The 21,655-nt window shown below is 63.0% G+C and carries 19 protein-coding genes; 7 read left to right on the plus strand and 12 right to left on the minus strand.

What is annotated here, in order from left to right; all coding sequences use genetic code 11:
• Positions 1-42 precede the first annotated feature (42 nt).
• On the minus strand, positions 43-1,044 hold the full coding sequence (gene tal, locus LGH83_RS17255) for a transaldolase (protein ID WP_227399696.1): 1,002 nt from the start codon (positions 1,042-1,044) through the stop codon (positions 43-45).
• A gap of 265 nt (positions 1,045-1,309) precedes the next feature.
• Between tal and LGH83_RS17260 the strand changes: the two genes are divergently transcribed.
• From LGH83_RS17260 to purH, 3 genes are all read left to right on the plus strand, one after another.
• Positions 1,310-1,744 (plus strand): RbsD/FucU family protein, encoded by a 435-nt coding sequence (locus tag LGH83_RS17260; protein WP_131114606.1) that lies wholly within the window; start codon positions 1,310-1,312, stop codon positions 1,742-1,744.
• A gap of 270 nt (positions 1,745-2,014) precedes the next feature.
• Entirely contained in the window at positions 2,015-3,634 is a 1,620-nt protein-coding gene (locus tag LGH83_RS17265) for a heparinase II/III family protein (RefSeq protein ID WP_227399697.1), read from the plus strand.
• Between the two features lie 137 nt (positions 3,635-3,771).
• Positions 3,772-5,361, plus strand: a complete 1,590-nt coding sequence (purH, locus tag LGH83_RS17270) for a bifunctional phosphoribosylaminoimidazolecarboxamide formyltransferase/IMP cyclohydrolase (RefSeq protein ID WP_227399698.1) — start codon at positions 3,772-3,774, stop codon at positions 5,359-5,361.
• A 40-nt stretch (positions 5,362-5,401) separates the two neighbouring features.
• On the opposite strand, the gene phbB is transcribed toward purH, so the two are convergent.
• Positions 5,402-6,127 (minus strand): acetoacetyl-CoA reductase, encoded by a 726-nt coding sequence (gene phbB, locus LGH83_RS17275; protein ID WP_227399699.1) that lies wholly within the window; start codon positions 6,125-6,127, stop codon positions 5,402-5,404.
• A 384-nt stretch (positions 6,128-6,511) separates the two neighbouring features.
• Between phbB and LGH83_RS17280 the strand changes: the two genes are divergently transcribed.
• A complete protein-coding gene (locus LGH83_RS17280; protein WP_227399700.1) occupies positions 6,512-6,940 on the plus strand; it encodes a hypothetical protein in 429 nt (142 codons plus the stop codon).
• 22 nt (positions 6,941-6,962) lie between these two features.
• Here LGH83_RS17280 and LGH83_RS17285 read toward each other — a convergent pair whose 3' ends face one another.
• From LGH83_RS17285 to LGH83_RS17315, 7 genes are all read right to left on the minus strand, one after another.
• Positions 6,963-8,045, minus strand: coding sequence for an ABC transporter ATP-binding protein (locus tag LGH83_RS17285; protein WP_227399701.1), 1,083 nt, complete (start codon positions 8,043-8,045; stop codon positions 6,963-6,965).
• Between the two features lie 3 nt (positions 8,046-8,048).
• The gene (locus tag LGH83_RS17290; protein WP_413771063.1) at positions 8,049-8,891 is read right to left on the minus strand and encodes a carbohydrate ABC transporter permease; all 843 of its coding nucleotides are present in this window, start codon (positions 8,889-8,891) and stop codon (positions 8,049-8,051) included.
• A 3-nt stretch (positions 8,892-8,894) separates the two neighbouring features.
• Entirely contained in the window at positions 8,895-9,827 is a 933-nt protein-coding gene (locus tag LGH83_RS17295) for a carbohydrate ABC transporter permease (protein ID WP_227399702.1), read from the minus strand.
• A 28-nt stretch (positions 9,828-9,855) separates the two neighbouring features.
• Positions 9,856-11,118, minus strand: a complete 1,263-nt coding sequence (locus tag LGH83_RS17300) for an ABC transporter substrate-binding protein (RefSeq protein ID WP_227399703.1) — start codon at positions 11,116-11,118, stop codon at positions 9,856-9,858.
• Positions 11,119-11,171: 53 nt separating this feature from the next.
• Positions 11,172-12,356 carry an aminotransferase class I/II-fold pyridoxal phosphate-dependent enzyme gene (locus LGH83_RS17305; protein ID WP_227399704.1) on the minus strand — a complete coding sequence of 395 codons (1,185 nt, stop codon included), beginning with the start codon at positions 12,354-12,356 and terminating at the stop codon, positions 11,172-11,174.
• A 24-nt stretch (positions 12,357-12,380) separates the two neighbouring features.
• Positions 12,381-13,082, minus strand: coding sequence for a FadR/GntR family transcriptional regulator (locus tag LGH83_RS17310; protein WP_227401902.1), 702 nt, complete (start codon positions 13,080-13,082; stop codon positions 12,381-12,383).
• Between the two features lie 123 nt (positions 13,083-13,205).
• Positions 13,206-13,739, minus strand: coding sequence for a gamma-glutamylcyclotransferase (locus LGH83_RS17315; protein ID WP_227399705.1), 534 nt, complete (start codon positions 13,737-13,739; stop codon positions 13,206-13,208).
• Positions 13,740-13,978: 239 nt separating this feature from the next.
• Here LGH83_RS17315 and LGH83_RS17320 point away from each other — a divergent pair, with 239 nt between their 5' ends.
• A complete protein-coding gene (locus LGH83_RS17320) occupies positions 13,979-15,031 on the plus strand; it encodes a DUF2125 domain-containing protein (RefSeq protein WP_227399706.1) in 1,053 nt (350 codons plus the stop codon).
• An 18-nt stretch (positions 15,032-15,049) separates the two neighbouring features.
• Here the strand turns inward: LGH83_RS17320 and LGH83_RS17325 are convergent, their stop codons facing one another.
• From LGH83_RS17325 to LGH83_RS17335, 3 genes are read right to left on the minus strand one after another with little or no spacing between them, the layout of a single operon-like run.
• Positions 15,050-16,012: a prephenate/arogenate dehydrogenase family protein gene (locus LGH83_RS17325; protein ID WP_413771064.1), complete on the minus strand. Its 963-nt coding sequence runs from the start codon at positions 16,010-16,012 to the stop codon at positions 15,050-15,052.
• A complete protein-coding gene (gene hisC / locus LGH83_RS17330) occupies positions 15,996-17,135 on the minus strand; it encodes a histidinol-phosphate transaminase (RefSeq protein ID WP_227399708.1) in 1,140 nt (379 codons plus the stop codon). Before hisC ends, LGH83_RS17325 begins: the two co-directional genes overlap by 17 nt.
• Before the next feature lie 26 nt (positions 17,136-17,161).
• On the minus strand, positions 17,162-18,028 hold the full coding sequence (locus tag LGH83_RS17335; protein ID WP_227399709.1) for a chorismate mutase: 867 nt from the start codon (positions 18,026-18,028) through the stop codon (positions 17,162-17,164).
• A 566-nt stretch (positions 18,029-18,594) separates the two neighbouring features.
• Here LGH83_RS17335 and LGH83_RS17340 point away from each other — a divergent pair.
• Both LGH83_RS17340 and LGH83_RS17345 read left to right on the plus strand, forming a co-directional pair.
• Positions 18,595-18,798, plus strand: a complete 204-nt coding sequence (locus LGH83_RS17340) for a hypothetical protein (protein WP_227399710.1) — start codon at positions 18,595-18,597, stop codon at positions 18,796-18,798.
• A gap of 526 nt (positions 18,799-19,324) precedes the next feature.
• A complete protein-coding gene (locus LGH83_RS17345) occupies positions 19,325-21,613 on the plus strand; it encodes a glycosyltransferase (protein WP_227399711.1) in 2,289 nt (762 codons plus the stop codon).
• Positions 21,614-21,655: the final 42 nt, after the last annotated feature.

Raw genomic sequence — 21,655 nt, forward strand, 5'->3', positions numbered from 1 at the left:
GTGATCCACGCCGGGCCGTTCTCGTTATGGGACGATGATGTCTTACGCGCCCGAGCCGCTGGCCGCCATACGGGCCTCCGGCATCGGATCGGCGTCGCTCTCGAGCTGCTTCGATACCATGCCGCGCAACGTATGCAGATCCTTGGTGAAGAGCCGGATGCCTTCGGCCAGTTTATCGGTCGCCATGGCGTCGTCGTTCATCAGCAACCGGAACGTCTTTTCGTCCAGGGTCATGCGGGCGGGCGCATCGACGAACGACGCGTTCGGATCGAGCTTGCGGGTCAGCGTGCCCTGATCCTCACTGAGCTTCTCGAGCCATTGCGGCGCGATCGTCAGGCGGTCGCAGCCGGCGAGCGCTTCGATCTCGTCGAGGTTGCGGAACGATGCGCCCATGACGACCGTCTTGATGCCGTGCGCCTTGAAGTAGGCATAGATCTGACGCACCGACTTGACACCCGGATCGGTCTCGCCCGTGTAGGTCTTGCCTTCCAGCTTGGCGTAGAAATCCATGATGCGGCCGACGAAGGGCGATACCAGAAAGACATTCGAGTCCGCGCAGGCGGCAGCCTGAGCCAGCGAGAACAGCAGCGTCAGATTGCAGTCGATCCCCTCGGCCTGCAGGACTTTGGCAGCCTGAATGCCTTCCCAGGTCGACGCGAGCTTGATGAGAATGCGGTCCCGCCCGATGCCGCGGCTTTCGTAATCGGCGATGAACGCGTGGGCTTTCTCGATCAAGGCGTCTTTGTCGAAGGAGAGGTCGGCATCGACTTCGGTCGACACGCGGCCGGGGACGATCTTGGTCAATTCCGTGCCGAAACTCACAGCGAGCCGATCGCAGATCTGGCTGGCGACGGCATTGTGGCTCCGACCCCAGACAATACCTTCCTTGATGATCTCGGCGCCGGCGGGGCTCTGAGCGGCCTTGAGGATCAGGCTCGGATTTGTGGTGCAATCGGTCGGGTGAAACTTGCGAACGGCTTCGAGGTCGCCCGTATCGGCCACCACGGTCGTCATCGTCTTCAATTGATCGAGCTTGGAGGGCATATGATTCTCCTATTCGTGAACCGCGCCGGACGCGCGCGATGTCGGCGCCGCAAGGCGCAGGCGTAGCCTCAGGCCGGGTGGGCGCGCCCGCCCACATACCTTTCGTCAAGGTTCATTGTCAGAGCCGCGAAGTTGGTTCAAGTTCGCCCCAAATCGCGCGTCCCAGGCGGGATGATCGCAGATCCCCGCGACGTCTCGTCCCACCGGGCGAGCTTATCAGATCAACACGCGCCGGTCGCCGGAAGATCGCGCAAGGAGACAGAAGATGCTCAAAGGCCTCGACCCGTTGCTGTCGCCCAACCTGTTGCATGCGTTGCGGGCCATGGGCCATGGCGACGATATCGTGATCGTCGATGCGAATTACCCAGCCGAGGCCTCGGGGCGGCCTGTCCATCGCCTCGATGGCCATTCCGCGACAGCGGTACTCGATGCGATCCTGTCGGTGCTGCCGCTCGATACCTTCGTGCCGGATCCGGCGATCGTCATGGAGGTCGTGGGCAACCCGGACGCCGAGGAACCGATTTTCGGTGAATTTCGCGCCGCCATCGACAAGCATGAGGGAAGCGGGTTTCTGCTCGGCAAGATCGAACGCTTCGCCTTCTATGCGCGCGCGCGCGCCGCTTTTGCTCTCGTTGCGACGGGCGAGCGGCGCCTCTATGGCAATATCATCCTGAAAAAAGGTGTGATTCGTCAGCAATAACCAGCCGGCGCCAGCGCGTCGGAGGCGAAGCGGCATCATCGCCTCGCGACCGAACGCGACATGGTTAACGTAACCTCAACTAGTTCGGACCGATCCTGAGGCTATACAGGCGCGGACCGTCTTGATTCGACTCACGATCGAGGACCGGCTTTTCATACGAACATTGGAGACCCGGCGCTGAACCGTTCACTCGTCTCAGAGCGTTTGAGGTTCGCCGCCTTCGTCGTGCTCCAGATCCTGGGCGCCGGTTGGCATCGAGCGCTCGCACCCTTGCTTTGGCTTCTCGACCGCCCGAGTCGCAGCCCGACGCGCCTGCTTATCGCCCCGCAGGACATCCATACGGCTGATCCGACTGTCGCGAGCGATATCTATGCGGGATATTTTTCGTTCGGTGGCAAGATCATCAACGCCCATGGCCAATCACCCTTCGACATCGAACCGCCATCGGCGGGATGGGACGAGACGCTGCATGGCTTTGGATGGCTGCGGCACATGCGTGCGGCCGATACCTCGCTGGCGCGAGCCAATGCGCGTGCTCTGGTCGAAGACTGGATGAGCCATGGCCAGCGCGGGCGCATCGCGTGGGAACCCCGCGTCGTGGCGCGCCGGCTTCTGTCCTGGCTGAGCCAGTCCCCCGTGATCCTCGATGGAGCCGACGGACCATTCTACCGCCGATTGATGAAGAGCCTCGGGCGGCAGACCGCCTTTTTGCAACGCCGTATGAACAACGGGCTCGTCGGCGACAGCCGGCTTTGGGCGGCGCTCTCGCTGGCCGAAATGGGCATCTGCGCCGATGGACTGCCGACCCTTCAAAGACTCGGCTCGCGCATGCTGCTCGAGGAATTGGGCCGGCAGATCCTGACCGACGGGGGACATGTCAGCCGAAATCCTCAGGTTCTCGGCGATCTCCTGCTCGATCTCTTGCCTCTCCGCCAAGCCTATGCGGCACGCGGCGCGGAAGTGCCGGTCGCACTCCTGAACGCCATCGATCGCATGATGCCGATGCTGCGGATGTTTCGGCATCCGGATGGCTCGCTCGCCTTGTTCAACGGCATGGGCGTCACCCGGCCCGAAACTCTGGCGACCGTGCTGGCCTATGACGACGCCCATGCGATGCCGCTCGGCAATGCACCGTATTCCGGGTACCAGCGCGTCGAAGCTGGCGAGGCTGTGCTGATCTGCGACATGGGCCGTCTGCCGCCGCCGATCTTTTCGAAGCGGTCGCATGCCGGAACCTTGTCGTTCGAGCTCTCGGTCGGTGGACAGCGGCTCGTCGTCAATTGTGGGAGTCCGGATCCGGATCGCCGCGATCTGTCTCAGGCGGCACGCGTCACCGCGGCGCATTCGACGCTGACGCTCGCGGATATGTCGTCGAGCCGGTTTGCCGGATCGCACGGCTGGGTCCGGGCGCTGGACGGAATGGTCTTCGCGCCGCCACAGGCCGTCACCGTCGCTCGCTCCGACGTGGCTGAGGGCGTCTGGCTCGATGCGCTGCACGATGGCTACGCGCGGCTCGGCTTCGCTCATCGGCGTCAGTTGTGGCTGTCCCATGCGGGCACGCGGCTATCCGGCGAGGATCACCTCGTGCCCATCGCGGGCCGACCGAATGCGGCGGCTTTGCCGTTCGCGGTCCGCTTCCATCTGCATCCCCTCGTCCGCGCCGCTTTCGCGGCTGATGGCACGACGATCACGATCGGCATGCCGAATGGCGACGAATGGCTGTTCGAGGCGGGCGGTCTCGCGATCGAGATCGAGGAAAGCATCTTCTTCGCGAGCGCCGAGGGGCCTCGCCGCACGGAGCAACTCGTCGTGCAAGGCGAGACCGCGACGGTGAGGCAGGTGGCTTGGTCGTTCACGCAGCGGCTCGAGACACCGCCACCGGAGCTTTGACGACGGCCCTCTGGTGCGCGCCGACCGATCCATGATAGATCGCGCGCTTGCAGCCTGACATGACTGCTGGATTTTGACGGCAGCGGCGTCGATCGCCTGATGAGGCGGCTCTGCCAGTGGTTCAAGAATTGGAACGCATGGCCAACACTCGTCCCATCACGCGGGCTCTCCTTTCCGTTTCGGATAAGACCGGACTCGCCGATTTCGCCGCCGCGCTCCATGCGCGAGGCATCGAGCTCGTTTCGACCGGAGGAACCCGGAAGGAGCTTCTCGGTCACGGCTTGCCGGTTCGCGACGTCGCGGATTTGACCGGCTTCCCCGAGCTGATGGATGGCCGCCTGAAGACGCTGCACCCGAACGTGCATGGCGGACTTTTGGCGATCCGCGAGAACCCCGCTCACGAGGCCGCGATGCTGGCCCATGACATCGCGCCGATCGATCTTCTCGTGGTCAACCTCTACCCGTTCGAGGAGACCGTCGCGACAGGCGGCACCTTCGAGGATTGTATCGAAACCATCGACATCGGCGGCCCGGCCATGATCCGCGGCGCCTCTAAGAATCATGGCGATGTCGCCGTGCTGGTCGATGTGGCCGATTATGCCAAACTGATTGAGCAGCTCGACGCCTATGCGGGCGGCACGAGCCCCGAATTTCGTCGCTGGCTGGCCCAAAAGGCCTTTGCCCGAACCGCAAGCTACGACGCAGCGATCTCGAACTGGTTTTCCCGGTCGCTGGCCGGCAACGTTCCGACCTATCGCGCGCTCGGCGGGACGTTGGCCGAGAGCCTGCGTTACGGCGAAAATCCACATCAGTCGGCCGCCTTCTACAGAACGGCCGAGCAACGGATCGGGGTCGCGACGGCGCGACAAGTGCAAGGCAAGCCGCTTTCCTACAATAATCTTGGCGATACGGATGCGGCTTTCGAGCTCGTGGCCGAATTCGACCCGGCCGTGAGTGCCGCGGTCGCGATCATCAAACACGCCAACCCCTGCGGCAGCGCGGAAGCCAAGACGCTCGCCGAAGCCTATCGCCTGGCCCTTCGCTGCGATCCCGTATCGGCCTTCGGGGGCATCGTGGCCCTGAATCGGCCGCTCGACGCGGAAGCCGCGACCGAGATCGTCAAGATCTTCACCGAAGTCATCATCGCACCCGAAGCCAGCTCCGAGGCGATCGCGATCGTGGCCGCGAAGAAGAACCTTCGTCTCCTGCTCACCGGCGGTCTGCCCGACCCCCATGCGCCGGGCAGCATGGTCCGAACGGTCGCGGGCGGGTTCCTGGTGCAGGACCGCGATGCGGCCGATGTCGAGGCGATGGACTTGCGTGTCGTGACCAAACGAGCTCCGAGCGAGGCGGAATTGGCCGATCTGAAATTCGCCTATCGGATCTGCAAACATGTGAAGTCGAACGCCATCGTATACGCCAAGGCAGGCGCGACGGTGGGCATCGGCGCGGGCCAGATGAGCCGCGTCGACTCGGCCCGTATCGCGGCATGGAAATCAGGCGAGGCCGCAAAGGCCGCAGGTTTCAGCGACCCGCTGACGCATGGCGCTGTTCTGGCCTCCGACGCTTTCTTCCCCTTCGCGGACGGCATCGACGCTGCCATTCAGGCGGGCGCGACAGCCATCATTCAGCCCGGCGGATCGGTGCGCGACGACGAAGTGATCGCGGCGGCCGACGCGGCCGGCCTTGCGATGGTGTTCACAGGCATCCGCCACTTCAAGCATTGAAAACGGCCGGCGGCTGCCGAACCGCACGCGGATTGGGCCATCAGACCATATGCTGGCCGCCGTTGATCGTCAGGGTCGAGCCGGTGACGAAGCTGGCGTCCTCCGACGCGAGATAGGCAACAGCCTTGGCGACCTCGTCGGGGAGACCGAGGCGGCCCATCGGGATCTGCGGAAGCACACGCTTCTTCAAAACCTCGGGGTCGATCGCCTGCACCATCTCGGTCGCGATATAACCGGGGCAGATGGCGTTGACCGTGATGTTCTTGCTCGCGCTTTCGAGCGCCAGGGATTTGACGAAGCCGATATCGCCGGCTTTTGCGGACGAATAATTGACCTGGCCGAGTTGGCCTTTCTGACCGTTGATCGACGAGATCACGATGACGCGGCCCCAGGCGCGCGCCCGCATGCCTTCGATCACCGGGCGCGTCATGTTGAACAGGCTGTGAAGGTTGGTGTCGAGCACAAGGCTCCACTGGTCCTTCGTCATTTTATGGAAGAAGCCGTCTCGCGTGATGCCCGCGTTGTTGACGAGCACGTCAATGGGACCGATCTCACTCTCGACCTGACGCACGCCGCGCTCGCAGGCTTCGAAATCGGTCACGTCCCATTTGAAAACCGGAATACCCGTCTCGTGCCGAAAGGTCGCCGCGGCCTCGTCATTTCCCGCATAGGTCGCGGCGACACTCAGGCCCTTGTCCTTCAAGCATCGTGAAATGGCGCCGCCGATGCCGCGCGTTCCGCCCGTGACCAATGCCACACGTGCCATGTGCGCACTCCTTGTTCGGCTCCGGATCGACCGGAGACCTTCGTGTCGACGCTAGCCGGAGCATCGTTGACGTTTCACGACAATGCCCTGCCGCCCCGCTTCCGAAAAGCTGATTTTTCTTGGATGGTGCAGGTCTCGATCGCAACGTTGCGCCACGTCCCGCAAGTTATCACCAGCCTTGCGCGAGTGATCGGCCATGTTCCTCTTTTGATCAAGATCTATGTTGACGTTTATGGCCTGTTCTGTTCTTTATTTGTTCCTATCGAGGGGAGCGGACCAATGATCGGGACGAATCAGAGCCGACAGGCCGGGCAGAGATGCGACACGGGTCCGATCGGTAGTCAGATTGGGACTGTCAGGCGATTGTTTCACGCGACGCCGGGTATGGCATATCAACCCGCTGCGTGGGATGGCGACGATCTGGCCGCGACCCTTGCGGGCTCCGACGCACCCTTGCTCGGATTGGCGGGCAGTAGCGTGGCGGATCGATTTCGCTCGTGGACCGGTCGCTCGGGGAAGCGTTACGTCTTTTCGGTGTTTCGGCTCGACGACACCGCTCGATTTGCCGATTGGTTGCCGACCGATGGTGGAGCGGTCGTCATCGCGGCGCGGCGTGATGCGGCCTCGACGCTGACATCGCTTCTCATCGAATCGATCGGCCCGTGCCCGCAAGCCTTCGCCCGAAGCGAGCACATCAGGGCGTTGCTGTCGAAAGGCGGATGCGAAATCCACGTCCATCTCTTGGCCAGCAACGCGACGGAGCGGCAGGCGATCGTCGATGATCTTCGACGCGGCGCTCCCCAGGCGCGGTAGGCCCAAATCTGGGCCTGCGACGTCAAGCCCGAAGACGGTCGCCGGTCGCTGGTGAGAACAGCAACACGTCCGTGGGTTTGACCGTCAGCCCCACCGTGTCGCCCACCGTGAGGGTCAGTCGATCGGTTGTGAAAAGTTTGAGGGCCTGACCCCCGATCAGGAGATGCACCACCATGCCGAGTCCGGTGGGCTCGACGAGATCAATCGTCGCCTTGGTGCTGTTTGAGCTTCCGGGCGCCACGAGAGTGATCCGCTCGGGTCGAAGCCCGACCGTTACGATGGCATCGGCCGGGAGTGCCGCTGGCCGTGCGGTGTCGCATAATTTGGCCTCGCCGATCGTAATCGTGACGCCGCCTCCGGCCGGCACGGCTCTCGCTTGGACAAAGTTCATTGCGGGCGAGCCGATGAAGCCGGCCACGAAGATATTGGTCGGATCGTTGTAGAGGTCCGCCGGCGGGCCAATCTGCTGGGCGACGCCATCGTTCATGGCCACGATCCTGTCGGCCATCGTCATCGCCTCGATCTGGTCATGCGTCACATAGATCGACGTTGCGCCGAGGTCGCGATGCAGCTTGCGGATTTCGTAGCGCATCTGTTCTCGCAGGCGCGCGTCGAGGTTCGACAGCGGCTCGTCGAACAGGAACGCCTTCGGATCGCGGACGATGGCGCGGCCCATGGCGACGCGCTGGCGTTGCCCGCCCGAGAGCGCGCGTGGCTTGCGTTCGATCAGGGGCCCGAGACCAAGCTTGCGGCTGGCGCTGTCGACCGCCGTGGCGATGCGCTCCTTGGCGACGCGGCGCAGCTTGAGGCTGAAGCTCATATTGTCCCGCACGGTCATATGCGGATAGAGCGCATAGGATTGGAACACCATGGCGATGTCGCGGTCCTTCGGCGGAAGGTCGTTGACGATCGTGTCGCCGATCCGGATTTCGCCATCGGTGATGTCTTCAAGTCCGGCGATCAGGCGCAGCAGGGTGGATTTTCCGCAGCCCGAGGGGCCGACCAGAACCACGAACTCACCATTCTCGATGTCGAGATCGATGCCGCGCAGAACCGGAACGTCGCCGTAGCTCTTTCGCACAGCGTTGATGGAGATCGACGCCATGGATCAGCCTTTCACGGCGCCGGCCGTCAGGCCCTGCACCAGATACCGTTGGATCAGAAAAAAGAAGCCGCAGACCGGGATGAGAGCCAGGACGCCGGCCGCCATCATCTGGCCGAAATCGACCGAAAACTTCGACACGAAAGCCAGCAGGCCGACCGGGAAGGTGCTGGCGGCGTTGGATGAGTTCAACATCAGCGCAAAGAGCAATTCGCTCCATGCCGCCGTGAAGACGAAGCCGATCGTGGCCGCGAGACCCGGGAGCGTCAGCGGCAGGATGATTTTGCAGAGCGCTTCGAAGCGCGTCGCGCCATCGATCATGGCGGCTTCCTCAAGGTCCTTCGGGATACCGTCGAAGAAGCTCTGCATCAGGAAGCTGGCAAACGGCACGTTGAAGGCCGTGTAGACGATGATCAGGCCGGTGAGGCTATTGGTCAGCCCAAGCGGGGCTAGCAGGCGGAAGATCGGTGCGACGATCATGACCAGCGGAAACATCTGGGTGACCAGCATGATGCCGACGATCCAGAACTTGCCGCGAAACTGGAACCGCGAGAAGCCGTAACCGGCCCCAGCCGCAATCAGCGTCGAGACGACGGCCGTGCAACCCGAGACGATCACGCTGTTGCGGAAGAACAGCGGAAATTGCGTGTGTTGCAGCACCGACACGTAATGGTCGAGAGTCGTGCGGGACGGCCACATGCGAACGCCCTCGCTGTACAGCAGGTCGTTTGGCGTGATCGAGACCTTCAGCAGCCAGAACAGCGGAAAGAGTGCAAAAGCCAGGAAGGCCGCCAGCATGGCATAGTGAAAGACCCAGTAGGAGGTGCGGCGGAGGCTAGAGGCTCGCATGGGTCAGTTCCGCGCCATGAGTGTCTGCCGCAGCACCACCAGGGCAAACGCATAGGCGAGCAGAAGAACGAGCAAAACGGCCGCGATCGCCGACGCGTAACCGAAGTCGAGCCGCTGAAACGCCTGGGTGAAGATATAGCTCGAGAGAATCTGGGTGGAATCGGCCGGGCCGCCCTTCGTCATAACGACAATCAGATCGGCGAAATTGGCGACCCACACGGTCCGGAGCAGAACCGTAATCGCGATGGTGGGCGCGAGGAACGGCAGGGTGATGCTGCGGAACCGCTCGAACGGCCCGGCGCCGTCGATCGCCGCGGCTTCGTAGATATCCTTCGGGATTGCCTGCAACGCGGCCAGCAGCGTGATGGCGAAAAACGGAATGCCCCACCAGACATTGGCGACGATCGGTCCCCAGATGGCGTGATCTGGGTCGGACAAGATGTTGTCGGGCGCGGACATGAGCCCGATGTCGTGCATCCAATAGGGGAGCGGCCCGACCACGGGGTTGAACAGCCAGGCCCAATTCAGGCCGGACAGGAAGCTCGGGACCGCCCAGGGGAGGAAGACAAGCGCCTGGATCAGCGAGCGACCCGGAAATGGCCGGTCGAGCAGCATCGCGAGGATCAGCCCCAGACCGAACTGCAAGACGACGGATGTCACGGTCCAGGTCACGGTATTGTGAAGGGCGTTCCAGAAGCTCGCATCCGCATAGATCTCGCGAAAATGATCGAGCCCCACGAAGCCGCCGCTGAACGGATCCAGCAGCGTGATGTCGCGAAACGCATAAGATAGTCCGATCACCAGCGGCACCAGCATGATGATGGTGATCAGGAACACCGACGGAATCGTGTAGAGATAGGGCTCCGCCGCAAGCGCCATCCGGCGGAGAAGGGGGCGGCGACGCCGCGTCGTCGCACCCGTCGTGATCGTCGTCATCTTGGCTTGCCGCTGCTGATCGTCACGATCACGGCGCGCTCATCTGTTTCTGCTTCGCCTTGGTCAGATAGGCGGCCCATTGCGTGTTCATCTGCTCGGCCGTGATCTGGCCGAGCAAGGCCTGCTGGCTGGTCTTCACCGCGAGCGAATCGGCGAAGAACGCGAAGCCCGGCAGGTTGGTCGGCATGATGGTCGGCACCTCGTCCTTGTCGGCGAGTTCGGCGAACCAGCCTTTGAACTGATCGCCCGAATAAAACGGGTCTTTGGCGGCGGCCGTATAGACTGGCAGGGCGCCCGTGCGTTTATTCCAGGCCAAGTTTCCGACCGGGCCATCGAGCGCTTGGATCAACTTCCAGGAGAGGTCCTTGTGTTCGCTGCTCGAAAACATTGACCAGCCCGTATAGCCGAGGGTCGGGAAGGCCTTGCCGGCGGGGCCCTTCGGCATCGGGGTCACGCCGAAGTCGTCCGGCTTCATGCGCTCGGCGACGGCGATCAACGCGTCGGGGTCCTGGTCCAGCATCGCGCAGGTGCCGGAATAGAAGCCGGCCACGATTTCATTGAAGCCCCAGTTGACGCTGTCCTTCGGGGCGAGACCATCCTTGTAGAGATCGATCAACCAAGCCGAGCCTTTGACCCAGTCGGGATCACTCAGCGTGGAAGTGCCGTCCGGTTTGAAAAAGTCATTGTTACCGGCCATCGTGGCGCCGAACATCATCCATCCGTTCAGGCCACCCGGCCCGCCGCGAAGGCAGTAGCCAGACTTGCCCGGGATGGCCGAGATTTTCCTGGCGTCGTCGTGGAACTCGTCCATCGTTTTCGGCGGCTCGGCGATGCCGGCCTGCTTGAACAAGACCTTGTTGTAGAACATGGCCCGCAGATAGAAGCCGTACGGCAGCATATAGGCTTTTTTGTCGACCGCGCGGGCCACCTCGAGCGCGCGGACATTGAGGCCGGCCGTCTCGCTCCAGGTCGCGAGATACGGATCGAGGTTTTCGAGCTTGCCGTTCCCGGCATAGAGCGACAGCCATCGATCGGGCATCTCGACGACATCGGGCGAGTCCCCGGCCGACACCATGGTGGCGAATTTTTCGAAGGCCGAGCTCCAGGCCAGCGAGGTGATCTCGACGTGAGTGCCGGGGTTGGCCTTCTCGAACGTATCGACCAAACCCTTGAGGGTCTCGGTCCTTTCCGGGCTCGTCAGGACCTCGACCAGCTTGATCGTGGTGTCGGCATAAGCATGCGATCCGAGCAACAGGCAGGCGGTGGCGGTCAACAGCAGGCGTTTCAACATCGTGGTCTCCCTCGCGTTCGGTGCGTCGACGGCGTCGAGGCCGCCAACGGGGTTCAGTGACGTGCCTTGTTCAAGGCTCTGGTCAGGTCGTCCCAGAGCGCATCGGTGCCTTCAAGCCCGACATGCAGGCGGATCATCCTGTCGGACACACCGAAATCGAGAGCCGAATTCGGGCCGGCGGCTTGCACCCGGGTGATGAGTGCCGGCACGACGAGACTCTCATGCCCACCCCAGCTGACGCCAAGCTGGAAGAGGTGAAGCGCGTCGCAGAAAGCCGGGATGTCGATCGTGTCGTCGACCACGAAGGAGAACAGGCCGGAGGTTCCGGTCAGCCCCGGCGGTAGCGGGCCCGCAAGCGCCGGATGGTGCATCGCTGTCACGTTCTTGTGGTCGGAGAGGCGCTGCGCCAAGGTCACGGCGGAAGCTTCGTGCGCCTTGAGGCGCGCCGGCAACGTGCGAAGGCCGCGCAGCAATAGCCACGCCTCGAAGGGCGCGAGTTTCGCGCCGATGTAGGGGCAGATCGTGCGGCGGATGTGGGACACGAGCTCGGCACGACCCGCGACGACACCCGCGACCGTATCGCTGTGGCCGCCGATATATTTAGAGGCGGAGTGAATCACGAGATCGACCCCGAGCGTCACCGGCTGCTGAAACAGCGGCGTCGCATAGGAATTGTCGATCATGCTCATCGCGCCGTGCTGGCGGGCGAGCGCCGCCAAAGCGCCGACGTCATGCGCTTCCATGGTCCAACTGGTGGGGCTTTCGAGGTAGAGCAGCTTGGCGCCCGGCAACACCGCCGCGACTGCCGCATGGTCGGCGCCATCGACATAGTCGGTCGTAACGCCCCAGTCTTTCAGCAGCGTCTCGAACAGCCGATAAGCGTCGGGATAGACATGGCGCACGCTGACGATCCGGTCGCCCGGCTTGACGAAGGCCAGAACGGCGCCCGAAATCGCCGCCATGCCGCTTGGAAATCCGATCGCGTCATCGGTCGCTTCGAGCGCCGCGATCTTTTGCTCGAACAGCGTGACGGTGGGGTTCGTGGTGCGGGAATAGACGTTGCGGCTCTTCTTGCCCGCATAAGTGTCGGACATCTCCTGAAAGCTCGAGAAGGTGAAGAGCGAGGTCTGCACGATCGCCGGCACCACGGCGTCGAAAGCGTGAGGCTCGTCATGCGCCAGAATAAGGCGGGCCCGCGCCAGAACGTCGGCGCCGGTGGATCGGTCGGATGTGCTCATAGCAAACGTCTCACGGGAACTCGCTCATTGCGACATGGCCTTGATGTCTTCCTCGACGATCGCCAAAATCGCGATCGTCTTGTCGCGAGCCAGGGCGGTGTTTCGGCTGCGGATCGCGTCGAATAATTCGCGGTGGAACGGAAAGGAGCGGCGCGCGAAATCGGGCCGATCGAACGGTTTTTCGAAAAAATGCTCGAACGCCTCGCGGATTTGCTCCAGCAACTGGCGGAACAAGGGGTTGTGGGTCGCATCGTAAATCGCGAGGTGGAAGGCGAGGTCCTCCCGGCCGGCGGTTCCCTTGTCGAAATGAACACGTTCCATCTCGATGAGCTTCTGCTCCATAGCGGCGATATCGGCGTCTCCGGCGCGGCAGGTCGCCACAGCACTGGCTTCGACCTCGAGACCGCGCCGCACTTCGAGCGTTTGCAAAAGGCGATCGCGCAATGCGCCCGTGTCGATCGTCATCGGAAACGATACGCTGCCGGCCGTGAGAGCGCGCAGCAGATAGGTACCGCTCCCCTTGCGGGACTCGACGATGCCGCGCGCCTGAAACTGCCGGATCACCTCGCGCACCGTCGACCGTCCGACCGCGAGCGCTTCCATCAAGGCCCGCTCGGTGGGAAGGCGGTCGCCTGGCCGTAGCGCCGACCGCACGATGAAATCCGCCAAAGCGCGTGAGACGCTCTCCGCACGATCAAGCGCGGGCAGAGGCGTCAAGGTCGCGATCGCGGACTCATGGGCGCGGGCAGCGTGCAAGCAAATATCCGGTCGACGAAAACGAGATCAGTTGAGACCTCAAAATTGGTCTGATGTCTGATTGAATGTGTCTGTCGCAATCCTGTCAAGGTTTTAGTTCTCGCGATCGATTGCTGCGACGATCCACGCGAGATTGGCGTCCTGCAGTCCCATCTGCTGCAAATGCAGATGGGTGTTCCGTACGTAGTCGGCGTTCGGACCGGCGCTTCCGGCGCACTGGCGGATCCGGGCCGCCATCTGTTCGCGCGGCAGTTTGCCGGCATATTGGACATGCGCGCGATCGGCCACATAGGTCACCGCCGACACACGGCTGCCATCCGCGAGCAGTATCGGAGCCTGCACTTCCCGATAGACGCCGGTCACAAGTTCGCGTGTCCGCACGGCATCGAGGGTCGCGGCCCGATGTGTCTCGGCGATGCGAAACCCGATGCCGACACACGAGCCGCCTCGGTCGAGGCCCAGAACAAGGCCGGGATTGGCGGGCGTGCCGCGATAAAGGTGAGAAAAGATGCAGAGGCTGCGGTGGTAGCCGGAAAGCCGCGCCTTCTGCCTCTCGACGAAGTCGAAATCCGGCCGCCACATCAGCGACCCATAGGCAAAGATCCAGAGATCGTCGATATTTGCCATGCCTCCGCCTCGCCGCTGTTTCGCCCGATCGGCTTCGTAACAGCTTCGCGAGCCTTCTCCAGCACCCTTGCTGCATATGCTGGCGCACCAGTGGATTCCCTCCGGTGCCATCCTGCATTATGGGGTGGGGTCTGCACGTCGAGCCAGCGCGGATCGATGGGCGTGGCGCTGCGGTACGGTAGAGCAGAACCAGCAGGGTGGCCGACCGCCGGTCTGCCGCAAGACGAAAGAGCGTTTGGATGTCCGCACCACAGAATGGCGTTCGGCAGCGGCGGTCGCGGACGATCCCGATTGCGATCGCAAGCGTTGTCGGCGTCGTCGCGGTCTGGTCGGGATTGTGGGGCCTGGCCGCCAACAGGGCAGGGGCGGCTTTCGACGATTGGCTTGCACAGCAGGGTCATGCGGGGCGCAATTGGAGCTGTCCGGAGCGCCATATCGGCGGCTACCCGTTCGCCTTGCGGATCCGATGCGACAAGCCGACGTTTCAAGGCGAGATCGCGGGTCGTCAAAGTACCGGTAACGTCGAGGGTCTTCTGGCACGCCTCGGGCTCGATGCACCCCGGACCATTCGGGTCGACCTCATGGGCCCGATGCATCTCCGAGCCGATAATGGCGATTACGATTTGATGGTCTCCTGGGCGGGGCTTCGGGTCGCCGCCTCCGGGTTGCCGGACATGCCGCGCGGCGGCGAGATCGAAGCGACGCGCCTCGCCGTGACGCTGAGCCAGCCCGACGCGACCGATCTCAATGCACGGGCGGCGCAACTGTCGGCTCTGGCGACGCCGAATGTATCCGACGCGGCGGACGCGGATTTCGACGTCAAGGCGCTCGGTGTCAGTCTACCGACGCTCGATGGCTTCACGGGCGGCAACGATCTGATCGAAGCCTCGCTGAATGGAACATTGACGCATTCGGACCTGCTCAGTGCACCGACCGTCGCACGGTTGGAAGCTTGGCGACAGGCCGACGGGCAGTTGCGGGTTACCGGTTTGAGTGTGAGGAAAGGCGATTTCGTGGGTCAGGCCAGTGGTGTGCTGGCCCTGGACGAGGCTCATCGCACGACCGGCAAACTCGACACGGCGCTGACAGGCTTCGAGCCGATCGCCGAGCGCTTCGGAATACCGATCTCGAGCGTGAAGCTTGGCGGTCTCCTGTCGAGCCTGCTCGGCGGCAAGAAGGCTGCGCCGACACCGCAGGCCGGCAATGCCCTCCGCCTGCCGGTCATCTTCTCCGGCGGGCGGCTTCGTCTCGGTCCGATCGCGCTGCCGGTACGGCTCGACCCGATCTACTGATCGGGCCGCGTCGCCGGATCACGCCTTGGCGGCGGGATCGCTCGTGGGTCCGCGTCGCCCGAAATCCGGAGCTTGCGTTTCCTGTCCTTGCGCGATGATGCCGCGCCGGATCGCCCGTGTTCGCGTGAAGAGATCGAAGAGACCGTCGCCATCGCCCCAGCGCACCATTTTGGCGAGCGCCGCGAGATCCTCGTTGAAGCGGCCAAGCATTTCCAGCACGGCCTCTTTGTTGTGGAGGAACACGTCGCGCCACATGGTGGGATCCGAGGAGGCGATGCGGGTAAAGTCACGAAAGCCACCGGCCGAAAATTTCATGACCTCGGATTGAGTCACGGCTTCGAGATGGGCCGCCGTCCCGACGATATTATAGGCGATGAGATGCGGCACGTGGCTGGTGATGGCGAGCACCAGATCATGGTGGGTTGGCGTCATGGTTTCGACGTTGGACCCAAACGCGCGCCACAATGCCGTGACCGCTGCCACCGCATCGTCGCTCGACCGGTCGCAGGGCGTCAGGATGCACCAGCGGTTCTCGAACAAAACCGCAAAGCCGGCGTCCGGCCCTGAATATTCCGTGCCGGCGACCGGATGAGCCGGCACCAGCCAGACACCCTCGGCGAGATGCGGCGACAGGGCCTCGACGACTGCGTTCTTGACCGAGCCGACGTCGCTGACGATCGCGCCCGGTTTAAGGTAAGCCCCGATTTCGGCCGCGACATCGCCCATGACGCCGACCGGAACGCAGAGGATCACGAGGTCGGCCTCCGCGACCGCCTCGACTGCAGAATGGGTCACGACGTCGGCGAAGCCGAGGTCGCGGACGCGTCGACAGACAGCCTCGTCGCGATCACCCGCCACCACGATCGACGCGGCGCCATAATGTTTGGCCGCGCGCGCGATCGAGGAGCCGATCAACCCCATGCCGATGATCGCGACACGCTCAAACAGGGGTGCCGACAAAGCGTCAGCCATGCGCGGCATCGCCCTGGCGCGCTGCCTGTCCCAGAAACTCCCGAAGCGTGTCGACCACCAGCCGGTTGGCGTCTTCGGGGCCGACCGTCAGCCGCAGGCAGTCAGGCAGGCCATAAGCGCCGACCGCGCGCAGGATCAATCCGCGGCTAGACAAGAACGCATCGGCCTCGGCCGCGGTGTGACCCGGCTCGCGCGGGAAATGCAACAGCAGGAAGTTACCGGCGCTGGGCGAGACTTTCAGGCCGAGCTCTCCTAACCGATTGGTCAACCAGCCGCGCCAAAGATCGTTATGCGCGACCGCTTTGTCGACATGCGCCGTATCCTGAATGGCCGCGATGCCGGCCTCGATCGCCGGCCCGTTCAGGTTGAACGGGCTGCGAATGCGGTTGATCGCATCACAGATCGACTCCGGTCCATAAAGCCAGCCGATCCGCAGGCTCGCCAATCCGTAGATCTTTGAAAAGGTGCGGGTCATGACGACGTTCTCGAACGTCGAGACGAGCTCCATGCCGGACGAGTAATCGTTCTGCCGCGCATATTCGGCATAGGCCGCGTCGAGCACCAGCATGACGTGGGGCGGCAGCGCGGCATGGAGCCGCTTGACCTCGTCGAACGACAAATATGTCCCGGTCGGGTTGTTGGGATTGGCCAGGAACACGATCGTCGTGTTCGGGGTCACGCAGGCCAGGATCGCATCGACATCGGCCGTGCAATCGCTCTCCCGCGCCACGACGACCGTGCCGCCCGCCGCCTTGACCACGATCGTATAGACCACGAAGCCGTGCTCGGTGACGATGGCCTCGCGTCCCGGGCCGACATAGGCCTGCGCCAGCAGATGCAGCAGATCGTCCGAGCCGCAGCCGCAGACGATGCGGGCGGGATCGAGACCGTAGCGAGCCGCGATGGCCTGCCGCAGCCGTGTCGCTGCCCCGTCCGGGTAAAGCTCGAGACGACCGACGCTCTGCTGATACGCTTCGATCGCGGCTGGCGATGGCCCGAGCGGCGTTTCGTTCGCGGAGAGCTTATGGACCTTGCCGCCGCTGGTTCCAGCGCTCTTGCCCGGAACGTAGATCGCGATGTCGAGGATGTGCGGGAGCGGGGTCGGGCGCACGGCGGCAACAGGATTTGACATGGATCAGCAGCTCTTCAGCGAGAATGTCAGGACGGAAAGATGAAAGAGGCCGGAAGCGGTTGCGTATCGAAATCGAAACGAGCGGCATGGCTTCCAATTTCGGCGATCCTGGCTTCTCCGACAATGGGCCGCAGCGTATCGGCGAGCGTGTCGGGCGGCAGCGCTCCGGGTGTCGCGACCAACAGCACCAGACCGATCTGATCGCCGACGTTTCCAATGATCGAGCCGCCGATCGCCCCGATCGCGGCCGGTAGCCCATCACGCCAGCGCTCGACCGATACCGAGTGAAGCACGACATCGCGAACGGCCGCGACGCTGGTCGACCGGGCGATGACGAACACGGGGAGCCCCGCCGGATGATCGCTGCGTTCGACGAACGGAAGCCGCGCGATAATTTTCGGGGCGTCGGGTTCAGTCAGGCGTGCCCACCACGCGCCGCCCGAGGCTTCTGCGTCGATGCCGATCATGCCGAGGTCGCCATTGGCCCGATTGACCGCCTCGATGACGCCCGTCGCGCCGAGGTGGGATACAAGCGGCACCGTGAAGCCGAAGTGGAACCGCGCCGAGTCACGCATCGCCGCATCGCCGGCCGTCATGTCGGCATGCACCGAATAAGCCGCCTGGACGAACGTGAAGGTTGCGATGATGACGCGCCAGATGCTCTCGACCGTGTCGAGCGGCAACGGGCCGCGATGTCGCTCGGCGATGCGCCGCATCATCTCGGCCTCGCGGCCGGGACGAAACGCCGATCCGCCGCCCTGCCTGAACTTGACGGCGATCAGACGTTCGATGATGCCGCCTCGCTCGATCAGAAGATTATGCATGGCCGCATCGATGCGGTCGATATCGACGCGCAATTCGTTGAGGACGTCGGCCGGGCTTTGTTCGGTCATGATCAGACAGGCGAAGGCGGCCCAGGCCCTGTGCCCGTGCCTGATGGATGTGTATCTAGTCGGCTAGCGCCGGCTTGGCAAAGTTTGACATGGCTGGCCGCATGGGCCTGCCGGAGGGAGGCTTGCGCCTGGCTCCACCGCCACAAATGAAAAGGGGCCGCCCGTTAGAGCAGCCCCTCGACATTGTTCGGCTCGGGTACGAACCGTAGGCGACTAGGCGATCTCAGCTTTCACCGAGAAATCGATCGTCCAGGCTCGGGTACCAAGCATGAAACAATGAGACACTGGATCACCTCCTTTCGCTAGATCAAAGACATAGGAATGATACCGATTCAGAGATCAGGCGCAAGCGCCTTTTATGACAGCCGCGCGTCATCCACAGATCCAGGTCGTCGCGTGATATTCTTGCACCGTCAAAGCGGTGCGACGCCGCCACATGTTCGTTCGAATGTCAGCCTGTTCGCAGCAAGACCGTGGCCACAATGTAACCTTGTTGCTCATCGCGCGTAACTGTCAGGTCAGGTGGGTTCGAGGCGAACGCGCCGACATGCTTTGTGGAGGCAGTTTTGACGAAGACCAAGAGCCTGATTTGTGCGTGCACCATCCTGATCGCATCGCTCGGGGCCGCTGCGGCTCCCGCCAGCGCCGAAATGATGCACCATCGGAGCATGATGATGCATCACGAGCGGATGATGCACCACCATGGTATGATGCATCATCGCGGCATGATGATGCATCACCGTCGCATGATGCGTCACCACGCGATGTGATGATTTAAAACGCAAATCCTTCCGGGATGGTCAATCCGCCCGGGAGGAGTCTCGCAAGACGGGCCAGGCCGGCACCGAGCCCGCGATCTGAGGTCGACGCCTTCCCGCCGCTGACCAGATCGAGCAAGGGTGGCTGTGGTAGTGCCAGCCTCTTCACGAGCGGCGGAGGCAAGCCCGATGTGGCGGCCAGCGATCTCCGCCCAGGGGTCTTGCTCGGCGGACCCGCTTAGGTCCATGCCCGATCCTTCAACCACCCGCAGGCGCATCATCGAAAAAATAGTCCTTCTGGACGGGCGGCTATTCAACTCGCGGTCGAGTATGGCGGGCCTTGCTGGGTGTAGAAACAACGCCTTGCCCTAGTTAGCGAGATCATTAAACGTCACTGCAACCTCACGTTGCGTGAACGGGTGCCTTGATCACCCTCGATACTTGACAGTCGATTGCCACATGGCCCATCCCGCTTGGGAAGCATGTGGCGTTGTCTTAAAGGTCGATCGTGCACGTCATCTTGAAACGCTTAGCATCGATGGCGGCCAGAGCGGTTGTCGCAGCGTCGACGTCGACGAAAAATTCGGCTTCCCTGATCGCTTTGGCCAATGGCTTCCGGGATGCGGGAGCGACAGAAAAAGCGGCGGAGCTCTACGGTTCCGTTCTCCAACTTCTTCCGGAGCGGAACGACATCCGCCTGCAATACGGCAATATGTCGAAAGACAGCGGTGAGCTCTGCGAGGCCGAGGCGGCTTATCGGCAGATCATTATGAGCGACCCGCAGGATGCCGAAGCCCATCTTCAACTCGGCCATGCCTATAAGCTGATGGGGCGTCGCGGTCAGGCGTTGGACTCGTATCGGTCCGCCGTCGCGGCCGATCCGACGTTATTTGCGGCCGCGAACGAACTTGCGGCTGCGGGCGAGAGGGCACAGCAGGACCGCTTATTCGACGCGCAACTCCGCGCTGGCGCGCTCGATCCGTTGCTGGCCATGAGCCACCAATTGGAAGGCATGCGCGACGCGATCGACCGGACGATCGCGGCGCTGCCTGATCCGATGTCCCAGCTTGCCTTCCCGATCGCGTCCTACCGCGATTTTCGCAATCTCTTCACAATCCCGGCCCCTCCGGTCGCGTCACGACAGACATTCACGCTCTTGCTGCTGGCGGATCGCGAGCCCTTAGACCGGCTTTATGCTCAAGTTGCAGCCATTCGCGACCAGTCACTCCAGGATTGGCGCTTGATCGGTCTCGGGCGGGACGCCGCGCGGGCCAGCATCTTCGCAGCTGCAGCCATCGTCGATCCTCGCGTCGCGTGGATCGAGGCACAAGACACTTGGACCGAACTCGAAGCAGAGCTGCGCGGCGCGGTCACCGTCTCGACGGGTTGGCTCGTCTTTTTCCAAGAGGGCGCAACGCTCCATCCCCATGCGCTCGCATGGTTCGCCGCCTCCGCGGAACTCGGACCCGCCACGGCTTTCATTGCGGATCACGATCTCGCAACGACCATCGACGATCATGTGGTGCATTCAGATCCGGTTCTACGTCAGGTCGTTGATTACGACACGTTGCTGGACGCGAACGTCTTTGGTGAAACCCTCGCGATCAAGGCGGCGACATTCCGGTCGATGCTTTCGCCTTTGCACGGCGGTTCTTCCGACCTCGGCTCGGGCGATGCGTCACCACAGTCGACCAGTTGGGGTCGGAGTTCCTGGCTGTTGGAACTCGCGATGGCCGGTCAGGTTGGCCATGTGCCATTTGGCCTGACCTCGAGCACCGAGCCGCTACCCGACCGTTCCGCCGACCATCGTGCCGCCGTCGCGGCTCACCTCGCCCGTCATGGCCTTGAGGCCCGACTCGACCTGACGGGACCGGATGGCGACATGGTGACGTGGCGCCCTGTTCGACCAGAAGCGGGGCTGACCGTCATTATCCCGACGCGCGACAATGCGGCCGATGTTGCGACAATGGTCGACAGTCTTGTCGCCAAGGCCGCAAACCCGGACGCGTTGCGGCTGCTTATTTTGGACAATGGAACAACTCGCTCGACCGACCTGGCCCTCCTCGAAAAGCTGGCCGCATCCGGCCGCATCGAGCGACGGGTCATCGACGAGCCCTTCAACTGGTCGCGATTGAACAATCAGGCGGCCGCATCGGTCGACACGCCCCATCTGGTTTTCGCCAATGACGATATGCGGATGCTGACAAGCGGGTGGGATCGTCGGATTCGCGGTCTCCTCGAGCGAGACGATGTGGGTGCTGTTGGCGTCAAGCTGCTTTACGACGACGACACGCTCCAGCATGCCGGCGTTCTTTTTGGCTGGAAAGGGTCCGCCATTCACGATGGCGTCTATGAACCTGCCGACAGCCCAGGTCCTTTGCGGCGCTGGCAGGTCACTCGAAGCGCCAGCGCTGTCACGGGTGCATTTTTGGCCACGCGCCGCGATGTTTTTCTGGCCCACCAAGGCTTCGATGACGTCACTCTTCCGGTCGGCTATAGCGATCTCGACTATGCCTTGAAGCTTCGCTCATCTGGTCTCAAGGTCATATGGACACCCGCGATCAGCCTGTATCACCACGAATCGAAGTCTCGCGGGCTCGATCATCTGCAGGTCGACAAGGCCGCTCGAAACCAGGCGGAGCGGGCGCTGATGCGTCGACGCTGGGGCGGCGCGCTCGATCATGATCCGAGCGTTCATCCTCTGTGGTATCCCGCAACCCTGCCGTTTCATCTGATCTCGATGCCGTCCGCGGACAGGATCCGTCGTCATATCCGGGCGACATCAAAGGTCTGCCCTTGGGAAGTGACGCTAATGGTAAGAGGTTAGGATCGGACGGAGGGGATGATGCGGAGGGACGGGGCAGACTTA

This window comes from Lichenihabitans sp. PAMC28606, from assembly GCF_020616535.1.
GTDB classification, from domain to species: domain Bacteria; phylum Pseudomonadota; class Alphaproteobacteria; order Rhizobiales; family Beijerinckiaceae; genus Lichenihabitans; species Lichenihabitans psoromatis.

Excerpts from the sequence above, each read along its gene's own strand:
- tal (WP_227399696.1), bottom strand. The coding sequence starts at position 1,044 with ATGCCCTCCAAGCTCGATCAATTGAAGACGATGACGACCGTGGTGGCC.
- LGH83_RS17260 (WP_131114606.1), top strand. The coding sequence starts at position 1,310 with ATGCTCAAAGGCCTCGACCCGTTGCTGTCGCCCAACCTGTTGCATGCG.
- purH (WP_227399698.1), top strand. The coding sequence starts at position 3,772 with ATGGCCAACACTCGTCCCATCACGCGGGCTCTCCTTTCCGTTTCGGAT.
- phbB (WP_227399699.1), bottom strand. The coding sequence starts at position 6,127 with ATGGCACGTGTGGCATTGGTCACGGGCGGAACGCGCGGCATCGGCGGC.
- LGH83_RS17280 (WP_227399700.1), top strand. The coding sequence starts at position 6,512 with ATGGCATATCAACCCGCTGCGTGGGATGGCGACGATCTGGCCGCGACC.
- LGH83_RS17285 (WP_227399701.1), bottom strand. The coding sequence starts at position 8,045 with ATGGCGTCGATCTCCATCAACGCTGTGCGAAAGAGCTACGGCGACGTT.
- LGH83_RS17290 (WP_413771063.1), bottom strand. The coding sequence starts at position 8,891 with ATGCGAGCCTCTAGCCTCCGCCGCACCTCCTACTGGGTCTTTCACTAT.
- LGH83_RS17295 (WP_227399702.1), bottom strand. The coding sequence starts at position 9,827 with ATGACGACGATCACGACGGGTGCGACGACGCGGCGTCGCCGCCCCCTT.
- LGH83_RS17300 (WP_227399703.1), bottom strand. The coding sequence starts at position 11,118 with ATGTTGAAACGCCTGCTGTTGACCGCCACCGCCTGCCTGTTGCTCGGA.
- LGH83_RS17305 (WP_227399704.1), bottom strand. The coding sequence starts at position 12,356 with ATGAGCACATCCGACCGATCCACCGGCGCCGACGTTCTGGCGCGGGCC.
- LGH83_RS17315 (WP_227399705.1), bottom strand. The coding sequence starts at position 13,739 with ATGGCAAATATCGACGATCTCTGGATCTTTGCCTATGGGTCGCTGATG.
- LGH83_RS17320 (WP_227399706.1), top strand. The coding sequence starts at position 13,979 with ATGTCCGCACCACAGAATGGCGTTCGGCAGCGGCGGTCGCGGACGATC.
- LGH83_RS17325 (WP_413771064.1), bottom strand. The coding sequence starts at position 16,012 with ATGCCGCGCATGGCTGACGCTTTGTCGGCACCCCTGTTTGAGCGTGTC.
- hisC (WP_227399708.1), bottom strand. The coding sequence starts at position 17,135 with ATGTCAAATCCTGTTGCCGCCGTGCGCCCGACCCCGCTCCCGCACATC.
- LGH83_RS17335 (WP_227399709.1), bottom strand. The coding sequence starts at position 18,028 with ATGACCGAACAAAGCCCGGCCGACGTCCTCAACGAATTGCGCGTCGAT.
- LGH83_RS17345 (WP_227399711.1), top strand. The coding sequence starts at position 19,325 with ATGGCGGCCAGAGCGGTTGTCGCAGCGTCGACGTCGACGAAAAATTCG.